Annotated in this window: 17 protein-coding genes and 2 pseudogenes; 17 read left to right on the top strand and 2 right to left on the bottom strand. The window is 42.2% G+C overall.

Annotated features, from left to right (window positions below):
• Positions 1-144 precede the first annotated feature (144 nt).
• The 10 genes and pseudogenes from FOA33_RS08965 to purB all read left to right on the top strand — a co-directional run bounded on the left by FOA33_RS08965 (position 145) and on the right by purB (position 8,142).
• Positions 145-654: an HXXEE domain-containing protein gene (locus FOA33_RS08965; RefSeq protein WP_221161366.1), complete on the top strand. Its 510-nt coding sequence runs from the start codon at positions 145-147 to the stop codon at positions 652-654.
• 59 nt (positions 655-713) lie between these two features.
• A pseudogene (locus tag FOA33_RS09385) lies at positions 714-788 on the top strand (IMP cyclohydrolase); the annotation flags it as partial.
• A gap of 121 nt (positions 789-909) precedes the next feature.
• Positions 910-2,175, top strand: a complete 1,266-nt coding sequence (purD, locus tag FOA33_RS08960; protein WP_221161365.1) for a phosphoribosylamine--glycine ligase — start codon at positions 910-912, stop codon at positions 2,173-2,175.
• Between the two features lie 100 nt (positions 2,176-2,275).
• Positions 2,276-2,392 carry a phosphoribosylaminoimidazole carboxylase gene (locus FOA33_RS09285; protein WP_084911526.1) on the top strand — a complete coding sequence of 39 codons (117 nt, stop codon included), beginning with the start codon at positions 2,276-2,278 and terminating at the stop codon, positions 2,390-2,392.
• A gap of 31 nt (positions 2,393-2,423) precedes the next feature.
• The gene (gene purE, locus FOA33_RS08955; protein WP_221161364.1) at positions 2,424-2,912 is read left to right on the top strand and encodes a 5-(carboxyamino)imidazole ribonucleotide mutase; all 489 of its coding nucleotides are present in this window, start codon (positions 2,424-2,426) and stop codon (positions 2,910-2,912) included.
• Positions 2,899-3,990 (top strand): 5-(carboxyamino)imidazole ribonucleotide synthase, encoded by a 1,092-nt coding sequence (purK, locus tag FOA33_RS08950; protein ID WP_221161363.1) that lies wholly within the window; start codon positions 2,899-2,901, stop codon positions 3,988-3,990. The genes purE and purK overlap by 14 nt, the downstream gene beginning before the upstream one ends.
• Entirely contained in the window at positions 3,991-4,941 is a 951-nt protein-coding gene (locus FOA33_RS08945) for a ketopantoate reductase family protein (RefSeq protein ID WP_221161362.1), read from the top strand.
• A gap of 10 nt (positions 4,942-4,951) precedes the next feature.
• Positions 4,952-5,168, top strand: a pseudogene (locus FOA33_RS09280) (phosphoribosylaminoimidazole carboxylase).
• A gap of 6 nt (positions 5,169-5,174) precedes the next feature.
• Positions 5,175-6,470: a hypothetical protein gene (locus tag FOA33_RS08935; RefSeq protein ID WP_221161360.1), complete on the top strand. Its 1,296-nt coding sequence runs from the start codon at positions 5,175-5,177 to the stop codon at positions 6,468-6,470.
• A 373-nt stretch (positions 6,471-6,843) separates the two neighbouring features.
• A complete protein-coding gene (purB, locus tag FOA33_RS08930) occupies positions 6,844-8,142 on the top strand; it encodes an adenylosuccinate lyase (protein WP_221161359.1) in 1,299 nt (432 codons plus the stop codon).
• Between the two features lie 56 nt (positions 8,143-8,198).
• Here purB and strH read toward each other — a convergent pair whose 3' ends face one another.
• Positions 8,199-12,230, bottom strand: a complete 4,032-nt coding sequence (gene strH / locus FOA33_RS08925; protein ID WP_221161358.1) for an LPXTG-anchored beta-N-acetylhexosaminidase StrH — start codon at positions 12,228-12,230, stop codon at positions 8,199-8,201.
• Between the two features lie 294 nt (positions 12,231-12,524).
• Complete coding sequence (locus FOA33_RS08920) at positions 12,525-13,241, bottom strand: GntR family transcriptional regulator (RefSeq protein ID WP_221161357.1); 717 nt, start codon at positions 13,239-13,241, stop codon at positions 12,525-12,527.
• 321 nt (positions 13,242-13,562) lie between these two features.
• Between FOA33_RS08920 and FOA33_RS08915 the strand changes: the two genes are divergently transcribed.
• The 7 genes from FOA33_RS08915 (at position 13,563) to lacD (ending at position 20,366) form a co-directional block, all read left to right on the top strand.
• Positions 13,563-15,350, top strand: coding sequence for a glycoside hydrolase family 35 protein (locus FOA33_RS08915; protein ID WP_221161356.1), 1,788 nt, complete (start codon positions 13,563-13,565; stop codon positions 15,348-15,350).
• Positions 15,347-15,823: a PTS sugar transporter subunit IIB gene (locus FOA33_RS08910; protein ID WP_000156962.1), complete on the top strand. Its 477-nt coding sequence runs from the start codon at positions 15,347-15,349 to the stop codon at positions 15,821-15,823. Before FOA33_RS08915 ends, FOA33_RS08910 begins: the two co-directional genes overlap by 4 nt.
• 26 nt (positions 15,824-15,849) lie before the next feature.
• The gene (locus FOA33_RS08905) at positions 15,850-16,755 is read left to right on the top strand and encodes a PTS mannose/fructose/sorbose/N-acetylgalactosamine transporter subunit IIC (protein ID WP_000616992.1); all 906 of its coding nucleotides are present in this window, start codon (positions 15,850-15,852) and stop codon (positions 16,753-16,755) included.
• Complete coding sequence (locus FOA33_RS08900; protein WP_000185284.1) at positions 16,742-17,563, top strand: PTS system mannose/fructose/sorbose family transporter subunit IID; 822 nt, start codon at positions 16,742-16,744, stop codon at positions 17,561-17,563. Before FOA33_RS08905 ends, FOA33_RS08900 begins: the two co-directional genes overlap by 14 nt.
• A 3-nt stretch (positions 17,564-17,566) precedes the next feature.
• The gene (locus tag FOA33_RS08895; protein WP_221161355.1) at positions 17,567-17,971 is read left to right on the top strand and encodes a PTS sugar transporter subunit IIA; all 405 of its coding nucleotides are present in this window, start codon (positions 17,567-17,569) and stop codon (positions 17,969-17,971) included.
• 222 nt (positions 17,972-18,193) lie between these two features.
• A complete protein-coding gene (locus FOA33_RS08890) occupies positions 18,194-19,360 on the top strand; it encodes an SIS domain-containing protein (RefSeq protein WP_221161354.1) in 1,167 nt (388 codons plus the stop codon).
• A gap of 10 nt (positions 19,361-19,370) precedes the next feature.
• Entirely contained in the window at positions 19,371-20,366 is a 996-nt protein-coding gene (gene lacD / locus FOA33_RS08885; protein WP_221161353.1) for a tagatose-bisphosphate aldolase, read from the top strand.
• The last annotated feature ends 71 nt before the right edge of the window (positions 20,367-20,437 follow it).

Here is a 20,437-nt window from a genome sequence, read left to right as displayed (position 1 = left end):
CTTTTGGTCAAACTGTGCCAATTTCTCTTAACCTCTTGTTTTTGTAACAGTTTATCTTTATACTAAAAGTGTTACGCGTGATATATGATTATCATTTATTCTTAACATTGTACAATTGTTAGTTGCTATTAAGGAGGTAAAGATATGAGCATTCTTTTTAACGTTTGGATGCTACCTATTTTATTTATTTTACACGATTTTGAAGAAATGATTATTATGCCCTTGTGGAAAATACGCCATCATCAAAAGTTAGCGACTTTTAGAAAACCGTTTTTTGGTTCCGTTACGCAAAGTTCCGCCTTTGCAGTAGGTGTTTTAGAAGAGTTTGTTATTTTGCTGTTTATTTCTGGCCTTTGCCAATTGACTCACAACAACCTACTCTATTTATCTTTTGTAATAGCGTATACAGCTCATTTCATAATCCATTATATCATGTGCCTGCAATTTAGGGGCTATGTTCCTGGAGTCGTCACGGTAACCCTAGAATTGCCGATGGTTCTAATGATTATTTCTCACTATTGGCCTTATGATGTTTCTTTGTTATCAGTCGTTGTCTATCTTTTATTGGCCATGATAATAGCTTTTACGAATCTTAAAATCATGCATCTCATCATGCCAAAAATTCAAACACATCTAGAAAAATACGCGAAATGAAAAACGATTAAATGAGAGCTACTTTTTAACCTTTCTGATATAACTGGTTAATGAGCAGCCAAGAGTCTATCGAAGTGGCTGACAAATATGGCTTGACTATGGTCTTCACAGGAGTGAGACATTTTGGACATTAAAAAAACAAAAGGGAAGAAAACAGTTTCTTTCCTTTTTTTGATTAAAAGGTAGAACGAAACAAGATTAAAACGAACGTTTATGATATAATATTAGTAAATAATTCGCAAAAGAGGTTGAGAGATGAAGCTGTTAGTTGTCGGTTCGGGTGGTCGTGAACATGCGATTGCTAAGAAGTTGCTTGAATCAAAAGACGTTGAAAAAGTCTTTGTAGCTCCTGGGAATGACGGGATGACTCTGGATGGTCTGGAATTAGTGAATATCTCTATTTCCGAACATTATAAGTTGATTAACTTTGCAAAAGCCAACGATATTGCTTGGTCCTTTATCGGGCCAGATGATGCCCTTGCTGCTGGGATTGTTGATGAGTTCAATGCAGCTGGTCTCAAAGCCTTTGGTCCGACAAGATTGGCAGCGGAGCTGGAGTGGTCCAAGGATTTTGCTAAGGAAATCATGGCCAAATACGGCGTTCCGACAGCAGCCTATGGCACATTCTCAGACTTTGAGGAAGCTAAAGCCTATATCGAAAAGCAGGGGGCTCCTATCGTAGTCAAGGCGGACGGCTTGGCGCTTGGAAAAGGCGTCGTTGTTGCAGAGACGATTGAGCAAGCAGTAGAAGCTGCTCACGACATGCTTTTGGACAATAAATTCGGTAACTCAGGTGCGCGTGTGGTCATCGAGGAGTTTCTTGAAGGAGAGGAATTTTCACTTTTTGCCTTTGTCAATGGGGACAAATTCTACATCATGCCAACGGCTCAGGACCACAAACGTGCCTATGATGGCGACAAGGGGCCTAACACTGGTGGGATGGGTGCCTATGCGCCAGTTCCTCACTTGCCACAGAGCGTGGTTGATACGGCGGTTGACACCATTGTCAAGCCTGTCCTTGAGGGCATGATCCAAGAAGGGCGTCCTTATCTGGGCATCCTTTACGCAGGGCTTATCTTGACAGCAGACGGACCTAAGGTCATCGAGTTCAACGCTCGTTTCGGAGATCCAGAAACTCAGATTATCCTGCCTCGTTTGACATCTGACTTTGCACAAAATATTACGGATATTCTGGATGACAAGGAGCCAAACATCACGTGGACGGATAAGGGTGTGACTCTGGGTGTGGTTGTCGCATCAAACGGCTATCCGCTGGATTATGAAAAAGGTGTCAAGTTGCCAGCTAAGACAGTAGGCGATATCATCACCTACTATGCCGGAGCTAAGTTTTCGAAAAATAGCAGAGCACTGCTATCAAACGGTGGCCGTGTTTATATGCTCGTCACCACAGCAGAAACCGTCAAAGAAGCCCAAAACACCATCTACAGCGAACTTAACAAACAAAATACAGAAGGCCTCTTCTACCGAACAGATATCGGAAGTAAGGCGATAAAAGATTAACAGACATATTTGTCATGGCGTGCGAAAGCGAGCCAAAGTAAGATAATGGTCGTTTAATTTGCGAGCGTTAGCGAGCTAATATAGGATAATCACTGCCGTTGTGAAAGAACGATTGGATGATAATCCAATCGTTCAGGGAAATCGGAAGACCTTGGGCTTCCGATTTAGGCATGAGACACCTTTGGTGGCTGCTGCCGTCCCTCACAACCTAAGGTGATTGTCAAAAAAAGGAAGAAAAAGGATTAAAAATGAAACCAGTAATTTCCATCATCATGGGCTCAAAATCCGACTGGGCCACCATGCAAAAAACAGCTGAAGTCCTAGACCGCTTCGGTGTAGCCTACGAGAAGAAGGTTGTCTCTGCCCACCGCACACCAGACCTCATGTTCAGACATGCCGAAGAAGCTCGTAGCCGTGGCATCAAGGTCATTATCGCAGGTGCTGGTGGTGCCGCGCATTTGCCAGGTATGGTAGCTGCCAAAACAACCCTTCCTGTCGTTGGTGTACCCGTCAAATCTCGTGCCCTTAGTGGCGTGGACTCGCTCTACTCTATCGTTCAGATGCCGGGCGGTGTGCCTGTTGCGACCATGGCTATTGGTGAAGCAGGTGCGACAAATGCGGCTCTATTTGCCCTCCGTCTCCTTTCGGTAGAGGATCAGGCTATCGCGACAGCTTTGGCAGTTTTTGCAGAAGAACAAGAGAAAATTGCAGAGGAGTCTACCAATGAGCTCATCTAAAACAATTGGAATTATCGGTGGCGGTCAGCTGGGTCAGATGATGGCCATTTCTGCTATCTACATGGGGCACAAGGTTATCGCGCTGGATCCTGTGGCTGATTGCCCAGCCTCTCGCGTGGCGGAAATTATCGTGGCTCCTTATAATGATGTGGATGCCCTCCGTCAGTTGGCTGAGCGTTGCGATGTCCTGACTTATGAATTTGAGAATGTAGATGCTGACGGTTTGGATGCGGTTATCAAGGATGGACAACTCCCTCAAGGGACAGATCTGCTCCGCATTTCCCAAAATCGTATTTTTGAAAAGGACTTTCTCTCAAACAAGGCACAAGTCACTGTGGCACCCTACAAGGTTGTGACTTCAAGCCAGGATTTGGCAGATATCGACCTTTCTAAAAACTATGTCCTCAAGACGGCGACCGGTGGTTACGATGGCCATGGTCAAAAGGTTATTCGTTCAGAAGCAGACTTGGAGGAAGCCCGTGCACTAGCAGACTCAGCAGACTGTGTCTTGGAAGAATTTGTCAATTTTGACCTTGAAATTTCTGTCATCGTGTCAGGAAATGGCAAGGACGTGACGGCTTTCCCAGTTCAGGAAAATATCCACCGCAACAACATTCTTTCGAAAACCATTGTGCCTGCTCGCATTTCAGAAAGTCTGGGTGAAAAAGCCAAATCTATGGCGGTACGAATCGCAGACCAGCTCAATTTGTCTGGAACCCTTTGCGTGGAAATGTTTGCGACAGCTGATGACATCATTGTCAACGAAATCGCTCCACGCCCACACAACTCTGGGCACTACTCGATTGAAGCCTGCGACTTCTCCCAGTTTGATACTCATATTCTGGGAGTTCTCGGAGCCCCATTGCCAGCTATCAAACTACATGCCCCAGCTGTCATGCTTAATGTTCTCGGTCAGCATGTCGAGGTCGCTGAAAAATATGTCACAGAAAATCCAAGCTCCTACCTCCACATGTATGGTAAAATAGAAGCGAAGCACAACCGCAAGATGGGGCATGTGACTTTGTTTAGTGATGTGCCGGATAGTGTGGTTGAATTTGGGGAAGGGATTGATTTTTAGGTGAGAATAGCAATTTTAGGTCTTGGGGTTATCGGGACCATTTATGCCTATGCTTTTCAAAAAGCAGGTCATCAGGTAGAGCACGTGCTGAGAGAAAGTAAGAAAAGTACAGCACCAAACGTTTTGACAGTTGATTTGCTAGATGGCCGTTATGTTTCCAAAGGTGAAAATAAACGGGATACCTATGTGGTTCATGTGGCGGAGGCTCATGCGGAATATGATTTTATTTTTATCAGTGTGCGTCATGGTTTTGTAAAAGAAGCCGTGGAAACCTTGCGAGAAAATCGGATTAAAGGAACTCTCGTTTTCTTCTGTAATTTCTGGAATACGCGAGAGGAAGTAGAGAAATGGGCAGGGGAGTATAACTATATTCTCGCATTTCCTACAGCTGGTGGTCATATGAATAAGGATCATTTAGATGGCGTCTTGTTTGACCATTTAATGTTAGAAGGGGAGAAAAAAGCACACATCCCCAATTATGCTGATTTGACGGATTTGCTGACTTCAGCAGATTTGAAGTGGGAGGTTCCCCATGATATGGTTGAGTGGATTTGGATTCACATGGCGATTAATGCGGGTGTCACCTCGACAGCTGCACGCTCGGGAAATCTAGAAAATCCAGAAAAATTGGCTTTGAACTTGATGAACAGTTCTTCGGAATTATCATTAGCCATCAAGGCCATTCGAGAGGCTTTGAAAGTCGTAGAAGCGCGTGGTGTGAATTTGAAACTTTACAAAGCAGAACTCTTGCCTTATAAAATTCCCGCTTGGATTGCAGGGAAGGTCATGAAAGCTATGTTTGCGAAAAATGAGCTGACCCGAAAAATCATGACCTTGCATAATGATAAACAAGATATCTTTTACTGTTGTCAAAGTGTCTATCTGACAGGTCAGGAGTTGGGTGTTGAGATGCCTATTCTGGAAGCCAATATGAAGAGGGCTTCTGTCTAGAGTATTCTGGTTGTGCAATGGTTTTATTGAACAAGATAAGGCTGTAGAGCAGTCGTTGAGGTCTTGTGTGCTAGTGGGGATCACGAAAGGTGAAAGACAAGCATGAAGAGCTAGTAGCTCAGCACCCAGAAAACTATTTGGTGATTTATGATTTGCCACTGGATACGGATTTGAATACGCTAGGTCATTGTCCATTTGTGTGGATTGGAAAAGAAGAATTTGAATAAGAAATTATGGATTATATTACTTTTAAAACAAAGTTGTTTGAATATTTGGGACTTCAGGTCGATACACCAGGTGATAAAATATACTTTAAGGTGGAAAATTCAGTATATGTAGATAATGAATTATTGATGTTTGATAATGAAGAAATGGAGAAATTGTTTTTCTCATTACCTAACTATAAGCAGGAAGAAAATTATTTTTTAGAGTCCAGTACTAGTTTTGAACTGTTTTTGACATCAAGTGATGTAAGACGTCCTCCGAGATATTACTACTCTCCTATAGAGGTAGAGGATAATGCTTCTAATATAAATTATCGTATAGCTGGAATTTCTGATGTTGCAACATTTTATTTACTATATAAACGAATTGAGGAAATGGTTCATCCTGGTTATGACATACTTATGTATTTTAAAGATATGGATGTGCGTAAGAGAAGAGTTGGGAGACTTGAACAAGTAGAATTTGAACAAGATAAGAAATATGAACCATTTTTAACGTATCTATCGAGTCGAATTGCTCCCTATCATTTTTCATTGAAAATTATTTCTAACGAACCTAAGAATATATATGAGTTCAAACAATATAAAGATTCTTTTATTTTTACTTATATTTATAGTAAACATAGACCAATAATTGAAGCTGAAAATTTGAATAAAATTAGTGATGAGAGAAGGTTGTATGGGGTAAAACCTTTTGAAATGGAGGCACCAAAAAGGAGATACGATCCGTTTATAATTGAATACTACCGACAAGCTTCGGAAAGTAGCGATCCATTTATACAATTTATTTCTTATTATCATATCTTAGAATATTTTTATGATGAAATATTTAATAAAAAATTAATAGAAGATTTGATGAACAAAATAACCCATCCTGATTTTTCATATAGGAATAAATCTAAAATCAAGGAGTTGGCTTATTTTTCTCATAAACGATTGACTGGCTTTGGTGAGGATGGTCAAGGTAATGAATTAGAATCCTTGAAATTTGTTTTAAAAGAGTATGTCAGACCTACAGAATTAAGAGAAAGACTAATAGAGTTGAAACAAAATCCAGACTACTATCAAAATAATAAAGTAGATTTTAGTAATGGTCCTGGTATTTCTTTCAGTGACGAAGAGGGGATATATATTACTCTTGCAAAAAGGATTTATTTTACTAGAAATTCCTTGATTCACAGTAAGAGTAATAGGAAATCTCAAACTTATCGAGTAAATATTCATAAAGATATTTTGAGAAATGAGATTCCATTATTGGAAGCAGTGTCGGAATTAGTAATATTAAATTCTTCTGAAATTTTATAAAATTGGTTATTTCGAAATAATTTAAAGAGAAGTTAAAAAGTATAACAAAGAATACAGGCTACATAATCTCTGAATGAGCTAAAAATTTTTAACAATAAGGAGAAGAGAGCAAATTCAAGTATTTGGATTCTTGCTAAAAGCGCTCCTCATGTAGAAAATAAAAGAAGAAAGGAACAAGGGCCCCGTATTCACCAAAACTGAATACGGGCTCCGGATTTCCTAATTGTAAACAAAGAAAGGAAATGGGCATTTAGTTTGCAGAACTGAACCCGGGCAGAAAGCTCGGAATTTAGATAAACCTCCTAGGACGAAAGCGTCCGTTGTTGGTTTCCTAAAATTCAGTCGCTTTCTAGTCGCCCTTGGTATCTTAATCATGATCAACCGTTACTCTCGCCCAGAAATGGCGAACATTTGGAGTGAAGAAAATAAATACCGTGCTTGGCTTGAGGTGGAAATCTTGGCTGACGAGGCATGGGCTGAGTTGGGGGAAATCCCTAAGGAAGATGTGGCTTTGATTCGCGAGAAGGCGGACTTTGACATCGACCGTATTTTGGAGATTGAGCAGGAGACTCGCCACGATGTGGTGGCTTTCACACGTGCGGTTTCTGAGACTCTTGGTGAAGAGCGCAAGTGGGTTCACTATGGTTTGACTTCTACCGACGTAGTGGATACAGCCTACGGTTACCTCTACAAGCAAGCCAACGACATCATCCGTCGTGACCTTGAAAACTTCACCAGCATCATCGCTGATAAGGCTAAGGAGCACAAGTTCACTATCATGATGGGGCGTACCCACGGTGTGCATGCGGAGCCTACAACTTTTGGTCTTAAATTGGCAACTTGGTACAGCGAAATGAAACGCAATATCGAGCGTTTCGAGCATGCGGCTGCTGGTGTGGAAGCTGGTAAGATTTCTGGTGCGGTTGGTAACTTTGCCAACATCCCACCATTTGTTGAAAAATACGTCTGCGATAAATTGGGTATCCGTGCTCAAGAAATCTCTACACAGGTGCTTCCTCGTGACCTTCACGCTGAGTACTTTGCAGTTCTTGCCAGCATCGCAACTTCAATCGAACGTATGGCGACTGAGATCCGTGGTCTGCAAAAGTCTGAGCAACGCGAAGTAGAAGAGTTCTTTGCCAAAGGGCAAAAAGGTTCATCAGCAATGCCTCACAAACGCAACCCTATTGGTTCTGAAAACATGACAGGTCTTGCGCGTGTTATCCGTGGTCACATGATAACAGCCTATGAAAACGTGGCTCTCTGGCACGAACGTGATATCTCTCACTCATCAGCTGAGCGAATCATCACACCAGATACGACCATTTTGATCGACTACATGCTCAACCGTTTTGGAAATATCGTCAAGAACTTGACGGTCTTCCCTGAAAATATGATCCGCAACATGAACTCAACTTTCGGTCTGATCTTTAGCCAACGTGCGATGTTGACCTTGATTGAAAAAGGTATGACGCGTGAGCAAGCCTATGACTTGGTGCAACCAAAAACAGCCTACTCTTGGGACAACCAAGTAGACTTTAAACCGCTTCTCGAAGCAGATCCAGAAGTAACCTCACGCCTCACTCAAGATGAAATCGATGAAATCTTCAACCCTGCATACTACACCAAACGAGTAGATGATATCTTTGAACGTATCGGACTGAGTGACTAATCATAACAACAAAAAGCGAGATTCAATCTCGCTTTTTGTATTCTTATCGAAGGGTGTTAATCTTCTTTTTTCTTAGTGAGCCCGTAAGCTGCTAGTGTGGCCATGAGTCCTGCTGCGACCAAGCCTGCAGAGTCTTGACTTCCTGTTGCAGGGAGTTGTTTTTCATCTGCTTTGCTAGTAGTTGCTTCAGCTTGCTCAGCTTTCTCAACGGCAGTTCCGACTTCGACAACCTGAGCGACCGCTTCCTGCGATACCGCACTATTGACAAGGGTTCTTTCTTCCTTACCGTCAGCAGTAGTGCTGACAGAGTAGAAAATCGTACGACGACCATTTACACCAGTAACGACGACTTGACTTTGTCCTTTTGGCAATTGCGGATTTTCACGTGTTACGGTAGTGAATGGAATCTCTTCCTCTTGGATGTCCAGTCTAGGTTTTTCCTCTGCGACTGGGGCAAGACCGTGTTCATCCCCTACATGGGTAACAAGGGTTCCGACTTCAATAACTTGGGTCACTGCTTCTTGGGTCACAAGGCTATCTACAAGAGTTTTCACTTCCTTACCGTCAACAGTAGTGCTCACAGAGTAGTAATGACTGCGACGACCGTTAGCGCCTTTAGTAACAACTTGAGTCTTCCCTTTGAGTAAGAGTGGATTTTCACGTGTCACAGTAGTGAACGGAATCTCTTCCTCTTGGATATCTAGTCTCGGTTTTGCTTCTGCAGTTGTCGCTTTACCACTTTCATCTCCTTTGTGAGTAATAGGGGCACCGATTTCAACCACTTTGGTCACAGGTTCTTTGGTTACTTGGCTATCTAGAACGGTTTCTGTTTGTTTCCCATTTTCAGTAAGGACAGAGATGTAATGAGTGCGTTCGCCCTCTACACCTGGTGTGACAATCTTTTCTTGCTTAGCTGGGAGGTTCGGATTTTCCTTCTTGATAACTTCAAAAGGAATCTTTTCTGCTCTTGTGATGAGTTCTGGCTTAGTTTCAATAGTGGCAGCTAGTTCGTTTTCATCGAGGCTTCCTGAGTGAGTTGCCGCTGGTTTGAGGCCTAGGCGGGCTGCTTTGAGCTTGGCTACGAGAGCGTCTAACTCGGCTTGTTTGTTACGGTTAAGATTGTAGTTGAGAGCTTCTTTAGCTGTATTTAGGGCGTCCAAGCTTTCCTTGCTGTATCCTTCTAGGTTCGCAGGGATTTGAGTAAGCTCCTCGCGGAGTGCATTGTAGTTAGCGTGGAAGTAGTCTTTATTATTGTCTGCAAAGGCAGTCATGAGTTCAAAAATTTCTTCTTCCTTGTACTCAGCGCTTGGTCTATCTGCCCAAATGGCAAGCATACTTCCAACTGTTGGAAGGTCTACCTCAGGATATTTGGTAGATGCAAGCTGGTTAAATGGTGTTTTTTTAGTGTTTTCAATTGCTTTTTTGAGGAAGCCACCGCCATCTTCTGGTTTTTGACCGAGAATGTAGTACCAGTCTCCGTTGGTATTAAGGAATTTATAGCCTTTACTTGCAAGGTACTGAGGAGATGCAAGGTTGTAGCCCCACCATCCTTTAGACCAGTAAGAGATGATGACATCCTTGTCAAACTCAACATCATCCTTATCCTCGTAGTAGAAACCATCGTTGAAGGCCATCGGTTGAAGGCCTCTTTCTTTGGCCATGGCAGCAAGGGTGTTGGCATATTCAGCAAACTTGCCATAGAGTCCATACCATTTGAGGTAGTACCAGCCTTGAGCGTTGGTAGCGTCATTAGCGTATTCGTCTGTACCGTAGTTGAAGATCTTAGTCTTGCCTGCAAAGAAGTCCATGTACTTGCCGATGAGGGCTTTGACAAAGTTCATCGCCTCTTCGTTTTCGAGGTCCATAGTTGTTTTGGAGACCTTGTCAAAGTTGGCTTGAGGATTTTGGATACCTAATTTTTCCATAGCGACAAGCATGGCATCCATGTGACCTGGGCTGTTGATCGCTGGAATTAGTCCAATCCCTTTTGATTTTGCGTACTCAATCAATTCAGTGACTTCAGCCTGACTAAGAGTGGTTCCGTTTGGATCATCGTAGTAAGCTTTTGTTCCTTCAATGATGGCATTTTTGACATCGTCACTTGCATAAGTTTTTCCGTTAGCAGTGATAGTCATGTCATCAAGTAGGAAGCGAAGTCCGTCATTTCCTAGGAGTAGATGTACATCAGAATATCCAAGTTCACTAGCTTTATCAATGATACGTTTGAGTTGCTCAGCTGAGAAGTACTTACGTCCAGCGTCAATTGAGATCACCTTGTTCTTGGCAAGTTTTTCAACTTCACGTTTCGCGTCTTCTTCTTTTTGAGCTTCTGGTGTGAAGGTTAGGTTGCTAACAGCTTCTTGGAGTTTCGCGATTGCTTGGTCAATGGTGTCCTGTTGGGCACGACTGAGGTTGCTATCGAGTGAGCGAATGGCTTTTTCAGCTTCTTTTACAGCTGCGACACTTTCTGCAGTATAGCGTTTAAGGTCTGTTGGGACTTCTTTCAGAGCTTGCTCAGCAGACTCATAGTCGGCAGCGAAGTACTCAGCATTGGCATTTGCGAAGCTGCGCATGAGTTTGAAGAGGCGAGATGGTGAATAGCGTGCAGATGGGGTATCCGCCCAAGCAGCTACCATACCACCGATGAACGGAATATCTGCTCCTTCAGATTTTGGAACAGAAGTGATTGGAGTGTTCTTAATCCCATTGAGACCTTGGTCGAGGTTGTACCAGCCTTGGCCATCGGCATTTCGTCCGAGAACATAGTACCATGCATCATTGGTATTAAGGATTTGGTGGCCTTTTTCAACTAGAAGTTTAGAAGAAGCGACGTCGTATCCGCCCCATCCACCAGTCCACATAGAAACAATGATGTCTTTGTCAAAAGTTCCAAAGCTAGTGTCGCTATTGTAGTAGATACCATCGTTAAAGGCCATTGGTTTGAGACCGTGAGATTTGACGATGCGAGCAAGGTCGTTGGCGTAGGCGATAAATTTATCATAACCCTTATCTGGGAAGCCATCTTCTGGGTACCACTTGTAGGCTTGAAGAACGCTCCAGCCTTTGGCATCTGTAGCATCATTGGCGTACTCATCTAGTCCGATATTGAAAATATCAGTTTTTCCAGCAAAGTATGCAGCATACTTGTCAATCAGGGCTTTGGTAAATGCAACAGCTTCTTTGTTATCCAGGTCAACGGTACGAGCAGATTCCTTACCAAAGTAGTTGAAGTTCGGTTTTTGGATGCCTAGTTCTTTCATTGCATGCAAAATCGCATCCATGTGACCGGGGCTGTTTACAGTTGGGATGAGACCAATGCCTTTGTTTTTAGCGTAGTTAATCAAGTCCGTCATCTGACTCTCTGTCAAATGGTTGCCGTTTGGATCCTTGTAGTAGGCATCAGTTCCATTTTCGAGTGCACGTTTGACATCGTCGCTTGCATAGGTTTTACCATTGGCTTTGATCGTCATATCGTCTAGCATGAAACGCATGCCATCATTTCCAACTAGTAGATGAAGATCAGTATAACCGTAGTGTTTGGCTTTGTCGATGATTTCTTTGAGTTGATCTGGAGAAAAGTACTTGCGTCCAGCATCAATTGAGATCATTTTTCTTTTAGCCAGTTTTTCATTTACCTGAGGTGCTCGTTCAGTGTTAGGAGTGGATACTGCAGGTGTGACGGCTTCATTTTTCTTTTCTGAAGAAGTGCTTTCAGCAGGAGTTTCAGCTGGGGCGGGGCTTTCTTTCTCGGTAGTAGGAGTTGGACTAGCATTTTCTGTCACAACTGGTGCGCTTGACTCTTCTGTTTTTGGAGCAACTGTTCGAGGAGCCTCCTGCTCTTCTTTGACCTCCTCTTTTACAGGTTTGTCAGCCTTTTCTTCCAGTTTTTCTGGAACCTTGGAGTCTACAGCTTCCTTGACTGCCTGAGGATTCTCCTGAATAGTTTGAACAGTTTCCTCAGCTGTTGGAGCTGGAGTAATTCCGTCGGCAGCTACGACTTGTGCGCTAAAAGCAAATCCTATAAGTACAGAAGCTGCCCCAACCGCGTATTTACGGATGGAGAAGCGCTGTTTCTTTTCTAGTTTCATGACAAAACCTCCTTGTTATTATCATATATGATAGCGTTTACACAAAACCAAATTTATTTTATTATCTAAGGAGTAAAATGTCAAGTGGGTTTATATAAGAACTATAATAAATAGAGGAAATCATAAGATTTAGAAGAAAATTATTTCTAGAAATGAGAAAGAGAAAACCAATATTTAACTTGTTTTTAGTAAAAACGCTACTAATTAAATAAGAGTCCTCCATAGCGTTCTCACAACTTCTTTCTCGTGCTATAATGAATATAGAAAAAGCCTGAGCTAGGCTCAAGCTTTTTCTTAATGACCTCGATTACATGAGAGGAATTTAATTTTGTAGTAGTCTGCTCGCTTATACGTTTCACTATAGGCGAGGACTTGGCCAGTAGCCTCAAGTTTAGTAGTCTTCGTTTGGAAGACTGTTGGAAATTGCGTATCGATTCCAAGTACAGAAGCAACATGCTCTGGTGTTGGAAATGTGATTTCATTGATTTCCTCAAAATGTTCATCGTTCATGTGAATGCGGTAATCCAATTTGAAACGTTTATAGATAGAACTATAATAGTCAAGATTTGGATAGTTGGCATTGATGTATTGTTCAGGAATATAGGATGTGTGGTAGATGTAAGTTACGCCATTTGTTTGACGGGTACGTTCAATTTTGTAGTAGAACTGATCTCCACGTAATCCAAGTTTCTCTAGGTATTCAAGCTTGTTTCCGCGCTCGATAGAAAGGACAGTAACTTTATCATCTTTTGTTTCAAAGATTTCGACATCTGAAAATTCAACGAGTTTGTGCTTGCGGGCACGTGAAACGAAAGTCCCTTTCCCTTGTTGGCGGACAATATAGCCGTCTTTTGCAAGGTCATTCAAAGCACGTACAACAGTGATTGAACTAACATCATACATCGCGATCAATTCTGCTTCTGTATAAAATTTATCTCCACTTGCAAATTGACCAGAGATGATTTTGTTTTTTAATTCATCTTTAATATATTGGTATTTAGGAATAGCCATAAATTTCACCTCGATTCTCTTTCTCCAACCTTGATTTTACCACAAATACAGACAAAATAGTAGTATTTAGGTAAAAAAAATTAAAATAATAGACTAAAAATGTTATGTTACATGTAAAAAATTCCATTTTATAACCTTGTGAATTATCATACATTAAAATATCGCTTTCATGCTATTTTTAGATAATTTTGGTAAATAGTAAGTAAAAAAATAGAAAAATTTTAAAGAATTTTCTAAAACCTATTGACAAATGCAAAAGATTTGATTATAGTTAATATTATAATAAATGAAAGCGCAAACTTAATCGTCAGAGGTGGTAACATGACAAGATTTAAAATTGAGGACGATTTCTATTTAGATGGGAAGCCGTTCAAGATTTTGTCTGGCGCCATTCATTATTTTAGGATTCCAGCAGAGGATTGGTATCATTCTCTCTATAACTTAAAGGCGCTTGGCTTTAATACGGTCGAGACCTATGTAGCTTGGAATTTACATGAACCCGTTGAAGGGGAATTTGATTTTGAAGGTGCCAGAAATTTGGAGAGGTTTCTTCAAATAGCACAAGATTTGGGTCTCTATGCCATTGTACGCCCGTCTCCATTTATCTGTGCGGAATGGGAATTTGGTGGCTTGCCGGCTTGGCTCTTGACCAAGGACATGCGAATCCGCTCGTCCGACCCGGCCTACATCGAGGCTGTTGCTCGCTATTATGACCAATTATTGCCAAGGCTTGTGCCTCGCTTGTTGGATAATGGTGGAAACATTCTTATGATGCAAGTCGAAAATGAATATGGTTCTTATGGAGAAGATAAGTATTATCTGAGAGCGATTCGAAAATTGATGGAAGAGCGAGGGATTGATTGCCCACTCTTTACTTCAGATGGCCCATGGAGGGCTACTCTGAAAGCCGGAACCTTGATTGAAGATGATCTCTTTGTGACAGGGAATTTTGGTTCTAAGGCTCCTTACAACTTTTCACAAATGCAAGAATTCTTTGATGAGCATGGCAAGAAATGGCCTCTCATGTGTATGGAATTCTGGGATGGCTGGTTCAACCGTTGGAAAGAACCAATCATCACACGCGATCCAAAAGAGTTGGCGGAAGCTGTTCGAGAGGTATTGGAGCAAGGCTCTATCAACCTTTACATGTTCCATGGTGGGACAAACTTTGGTTTCATGAATGGTTGCTCGGCTCGAGGAACTCTGGATTTACCACAAGTCACATCTTACGACTATGATGCCCTTCTCGATGAAGAAGGAAATCCAACTGCTAAATACCTAGCAGTCAAGAAGATGATGGCGACACACTTCCCAGAGTATCCACAGTTGGAACCACTTTACAAGGAAAGCATGGAAATGGAATCCATTCCACTAGTCGAAAAAGTTTCCTTGTTTGAAACTCTGGATAGCCTGGCAAGTCCAACTGAAAGCCTCTATCCAAAAGCGATGGAAGAACTTGGTCAAAGTTATGGCTACCTTCTTTATCGTACCGAAGCAAGTTGGGATGCCGAAGAGGAACGTCTTCGTATCATAGATGGACGTGACCGAGCTCAACTCTATGTAGATGGTCAATGGATTGCTACTCAATACCAGACAGAGATTGGTGAAGACATCTACTGTCAGGGAAACCGAGAAGGCTGTTCAGAGATTGATATCCTGATCGAAAATATGGGGCGTGTTAACTATGGACACAAGTTCTTAGCAGATACGCAACATAAAGGAATTCGTACAGGTGTCTGCAAAGATCTACATTTCTTACTGAATTGGAAACAATATCCACTTCCACTGGATAATCCTGAGAAAATTGATTTTTCAAAAGGATGGACAGAAGGACAACCAGCCTTTTACGCTTTCGACTTTACTGTTGAAGAGCCGAAGGATACCTACTTAGATTTGTCTGAGTTTGGTAAGGGAGTTGCCTTTGTCAATGGGCGTCACCTAGGGCGTTTCTGGAATGTCGGCCCGACCCTCTCACTTTATATCCCTCATAGCTATCTCAAGGAAGCTGCTAACCGCATCATCATCTTTGAAACTGAAGGCGAATATAAAGAAGAGATTCACTTAACTCGTAAACCTACACTAAAACACATAAAGGGGGAAAACTTATGACAATTGTAGGATGCCGTATCGATGGACGTTTGATCCACGGTCAAGTAGCCAATCTTTGGGCTGGAAAACTAAATGTTTCACGCATTATGGTTGTAGACGACGAAGTTGTTAACAACGATATTGAAAAGAGTGGTTTGAAACTTGCGACACCACCAGGTGTGAAACTCAGTATCTTGCCAGTTGAGAAAGCAGCAGCAAATATCCTTGCTGGTAAATACGATAGCCAACGTCTCTTTATCGTTGCACGTAAACCAGACCGTTTCCTTGGTTTGGTCGAAGCAGGTGTTCCGCTTGAAACACTCAACGTTGGAAATATGTCTCAAACACCAGAAACTCGCCCTATCACACGTTCTATCAATGTGGTAGACAAGGATGTGGAAGACTTCCACAAACTAGCAGAAAAAGGTGTGAAACTCACTGCTCAAATGGTTCCAAATGATCCAGTTTCAGACTTTTTGAGCTTATTAAAATAGGAAAAAATTTTTAGGAGGTCATTGTTATGATACAATGGTGGCAAATTTTACTTCTCACTTTGTACTCAGCTTATCAAATCTGTGATGAGTTGACAATCGTTTCATCTGCAGGTTCCCCTGTATTCGCTGGTTTCATTACCGGTTTGATCATGGGAGATGTGACAACTGGTTTGTTTATCGGTGGTAGCTTGCAGTTGTTCGTTCTCGGGGTTGGTACCTTCGGTGGTGCTTCTCGTATCGACGCAACTTCTGGTGCGGTTCTTGCAACAGCATTCTCTATCTCTCAAGGTATTGATACAGATCTTGCGATCACAACAATCGCTGTACCAGTAGCAGCACTTTTGACATACTTCGACGTTCTTGGACGTATGACAACTACTTTCTTTGCACACCGTATTGATGCTGCAATCGAACGCTTTGACTACAAAGGTATCGAACGCAACTACCTACTTGGTGCAGTGCCTTGGGCTCTTTCTCGTGCCCTTCCAGTATTCTTCGCTCTTGCTTTTGGTGGTGCTTTCGTACAATCAGTAGTAGACCTTGTTAAAGAATATCAATGGATTGCAGACGGTTTGACGCTTGCAGGTCGTATGCTTCCAGGTCTTGGATTTGCAATCTTGCTTCGTTACCTTCCAGTTAAACGTAACCTCCACTACCTTGCAATGGGATTCGGTTTGACAGCTATGTTGACTGTTCTTTACTCATATGTAACAGGTCTTGGTGGAGCTGTTGCGGGTATCCTTGGTACTCTTCCTGCTGATGTTGCTGAAAAAATTGGCTTTGCTAACAACTTCAAAGGTTTGTCTATGATTGGTGTTTCTATCGTAGGTATCTTCCTTGCAGTTGTTCACTTTAAGAACAGCCAAAAAGTAGCTGTAGCAGCACCTTCTACACCATCAGAAAGTGGGGAAATCGAAGATGACGAATTCTAATTACAAACTTACAAAAGAAGATTTTAATCAAATCAACAAACGTAGCTTGTTTACTTTCCAATTAGGTTGGAACTACGAACGTATGCAAGCTTCTGGTTACCTTTACATGATCTTGCCTCAATTGCGTAAAATGTATGGGGATGGAACTCCTGAATTGAAAGAAATGATGAAAGTTCATACTCAATTCTTCAATACTTCTCCATTCTTCCACACAATTATCGCTGGTTTTGACCTTGCCATGGAAGAAAAAGATGGTGTTGGTTCAAAAGATGCTGTTAACGGTATCAAGACAGGTTTGATGGGACCATTCGCTCCTCTTGGAGATACTATCTTTGGTTCACTTGTACCTGCTATCATGGGATCTATCGCAGCAACTATGGCTATCGCTGGCCAACCATGGGGTATCTTCCTTTGGATCGCAGTTGCAGTTGCTTACGACATCTTCCGTTGGAAACAATTGGAATTTGCCTACAAAGAAGGGGTTAACCTTATCAACAACATGCAAAGTACCTTGACAGCTTTGATTGACGCTGCATCTGTACTTGGTGTCTTCATGATGGGTGCTCTTGTAGCAACAATGATCAACTTTGACATTTCTTACAAATTGCCAATCGGTGAAAAGATGATTGACTTCCAAGACATCTTGAACTCAATCTTCCCACGCTTGCTTCCAGCAATCTTTACTGCCTTTATCTTCTGGTTGCTTGGTAAGAAAGGTATGAACTCTACTAAAGCGATCGGTATCATTATCGTTCTTGCAGTAGGTCTTTCATTCATCGGTAAATTCTTGCTTGGAATGGGCGCATAATTTATGAGCAAATCATTAATTTTGGTGAGTCATGGTCGTTTCTGTGAAGAACTGAAAGGTAGCACAGAAATGATCATGGGTCCACAGGACAACATTCATACAGTGGCTCTTCTTCCAGAAGATGGTCCAGAAGAATTTACTGCAAAATTTGAAGCCGCTATCGAAGGATTGGATGATTTCCTAGTCTTTGCGGACCTTCTCGGTGGTACACCATGTAACGTGGTAAGCCGTTTGATTATGGAAGGTCGCGACATTGAACTCTACGCAGGGATGAATCTTCCAATGGTGATTGAATTTATCAATGCCAGCCTTACAGGTGCAGATGCGGACTACAAGAGCGGTGCTGCAGAAAGCATTGTGAAAGTCAATGATTTGTTAGCGGGCTTCGATGATGACGAAGATGAATAATACTCTTCGAAAATCTCTTCAAACTACGTCAGCGTCGCCTTGCCGTACTCAAGTACAGCCTGCGGCTAGCTTCCTAGTTTGCTCTTTGATTTTCATTGAGTATAAGATGTGACAACGTGAAAATCGTTAGAACAGCTTGTATAGAATATACATGGGAATGGGAGTCACTCCCATTCCCATATTTTCAATAGGAATGAAACAACAATAGATTAGAGGAACTCTATGCTAAATTACACAAAAGAAGAATTACTTGAACTGGGTGCAGAAATCACGACTCGTGAGATCTACCAACAGCCTGATGTATGGAAAGAAGCTTTTGAAGCCTATCAAGCGAAACGTGAAGAAATTGCAGCTTTTCTGCAAGGTATCGCTGATAAACATGACTATATCAAGGTCATCTTGACAGGTGCTGGTACTTCTGCTTATGTGGGAGATACCTTGGTACCATACTTTAAGGAAGTCTATGACGAACGCAAATGGAATTTCAATGCCATTGCGACAACTGATATTGTTGCCAATCCAGAAACTTATCTGAAAAAAGATGTGGCGACTGTTCTTGTTTCCTTTGCTCGTAGCGGAAATTCACCTGAAAGTGTGGCAACAGTTGATTTGGCTAAAGCCTTGGTTGATGACCTCTATCAAGTGACCATTACATGTGCTGCAGATGGAAAATTGGCTCTTCAAGCCCATGGCGATGACCGCAATCTCTTGCTCTTGCAACCGGCTGCTTCTAATGACGCTGGGTTTGCCATGACTTCTAGCTTTACGTCCATGATGCTAACAGCTCTCTTGGTTTTTGATCCTACAGAATTTGCTGTTAAATCTGAACGTTTTGGAGTTATTTCTAGTCTTGCCCGTAAAGTTCTAGACAATGCAGAAGATGTCAAAGAGCTGGTTGACCTTGACTTTAACCGTGTTATCTACCTGGGCGCTGGTCCTTTCTTTGGACTTGCTCATGAAGCTCAGCTCAAGATTTTGGAACTAACAGCTGGTCAAGTTGCGACCATGTATGAAAGTCCAGTTGGCTTCCGTCACGGTCCAAAATCACTGATCAACGAAGATACAGTTGTTTTGGTCTTTGGTACAACGACAGACTACACTCGCAAGTATGACTTGGACTTGGTTCGTGAAGTGGCTGGTGACCAGATTGCTCGTCGTGTCGTGCTTTTGAGTGATCAAGCCTTTGGTCTTGAAAATGTCAAAGAAGTGGCTCTTGGTTGTGGCGGTGTCTTGAACGATATTTACCGTGTCTTCCCTTACATCGTATATGCTCAACTCTTTGCCCTTTTGACTTCGCTTAAGGTCGAAAATAAACCAGATACACCGTCTCCTACAGGTACAGTAAACCGTGTGGTACAAGGTGTGATCATTCATGACTATCAAAAATAAGGAAGTATCTATGAGTAAATTACAATTAAGTCCTAATAAAGTAGCATGCTTGCAAAAACTCTCTGACGAGAACGGCATTATCTCAGCTCTTGCCTTTGACCAACGTGGCGCTTTGAAACGCCTCATGGCTCAATACCAAACAGAAGAGCCAACAGTCGCTCAAATGGAAGAACTTAAAGTATTGGTTGCAGATGAATTGACTAAATACGCATCCTCTATGCTTCTCGACCCAGAGTATGGTCTTCCAGCTACAAAAGTGCTTGATGCCAATGCTGGTCTTCTCCTTGCTTATGAGAAAACTGGCTACGAGACAACAAGCACTAAACGCTTACCAGACTGCTTGGATGTTTGGTCTGCAAAACGCATTAAAGAACAAGGTGCAGACGCTGTGAAGTTCTTGCTTTACTATGACGTAGACAGCGCTGACGAACTCAACCAAGAAAAACAAGCCTACATCGAACGTATCGGTTCTGAGTGTATGGCAGAAGACATTCCATTCTTCCTTGAAATCCTCGCTTACGATGAAAAAATCGCTGACGCAGGCTCTGCAGAATACGCTAAAGTGAAACCACACAAGGTTATCGGTGCTATGAAGGTCTTCTCAGACCCACGCTTCAACATCGATGTCTTGAAAGTGGAAGTTCCAGTCAACGTCAAATACGTTGAAGGATTTGGTGATGGTGAAATCGTTCATACACGTGAAGAAGCTGCAGCCTTCTTCAAAGCTCAAGATGAAGCGACTAACCTTCCATACATCTACTTGAGTGCAGGTGTGTCAGCTAAACTCTTCCAAGAAACACTAGTCTTTGCCCACGAATCAGGCGCAAACTTCAACGGAGTTCTTTGCGGCCGTGCAACATGGGCTGGATCAGTCGAAGCTTACATCAAAGATGGTGAAGCAGCAGCTCGTGAGTGGTTGCGTACAACTGGATTTGAGAACATTGACGAACTCAACAAAGTTCTTCAAACAACAGCGACTTCATGGACTGAACGTGTAGAAGCATAAAAACAAGAATAGAAGAATTCCTTTTTGTTAAGAAGATACTTAAGGTTTTCTGACAAAGTATTCTGAACATA

This window comes from Streptococcus cristatus, from assembly GCF_019685515.1.
Lineage (GTDB): Bacteria > Bacillota > Bacilli > Lactobacillales > Streptococcaceae > Streptococcus.
This window is presented reverse-complemented; position numbering and strand designations above follow the sequence as displayed.